This is a genomic window from Spiroplasma sp. ChiS (assembly GCF_002968355.1).
In the GTDB taxonomy this organism is placed as follows: Bacteria; Bacillota_I; Bacilli_A; order Mycoplasmatales; family Mycoplasmataceae; genus Spiroplasma; species Spiroplasma citri.
The window spans coordinates 1-696 of sequence record NZ_PUUH01000260.1; the positions used below are offsets into that span (position 1 = coordinate 1).

Annotated in this window: 1 pseudogene; it reads left to right on the top strand. The window is 19.5% G+C overall.

Features of this window, described 5'->3' with window-relative positions:
• Nucleotides 1-294: 294 nt before the first annotated feature.
• A pseudogene (locus C6B38_RS10290) lies at nt 295-405 on the top strand (IS30 family transposase); the annotation flags it as partial.
• Nucleotides 406-696: the final 291 nt, after the last annotated feature.

Genomic DNA, 696 nt, shown 5'->3' on the forward strand with positions numbered 1-696 from the left:
TTTTAATAAAGAAATGGAATACTTAATCACAATAGATAAAAAAGATAACACTGTATCAATAAATAATTACATAGAAAAATTAAAAAAGGAACTGGAATTCTTGGAGCTTATATTAAAGGAGAATAAAATAAAGAAATGGAATACTTAATCACAATAGATAAAAAAGATAACACTGTATCAATAAATAATTACATAGAAAAATTAAAAAAGGAACTGGAATTCTTGGAGCTTATATTAAAGGAGAATAAATAATATGTGAAAAGATGAAGATGGCAAAGTTTACACAGAAGAAGAAATAATGTTAATCAGAAAAGAATAGATTGAGCAGTTAATGTTATAAATGATAAACTCCGACCGTGTTTAAATTGAATAAGTGCAAAAGAAATGTTTTTACAGAATATTTAAAGAAATTTATTAATTATAAAACAAAAATTACTGCTTGCATTTACAGGATTCCCTTTTAAAAAATTATTTATATTATTTTTACTGATTTCAACTTTTATTATTTTTGTTACTTTATTAGTATCAATTATTTTTCATTTTTTATTCATAAAATTATCATAATCATTAATAGTTATAAATTTTAATTCATAAATTTTATCAGCATTATTTTTAAGACTTTTATTATTTTTGTTACTTTATTAGTATCAATTATTTTTCATTTTTTATTCATAAAATTATCATAATCATTAATAG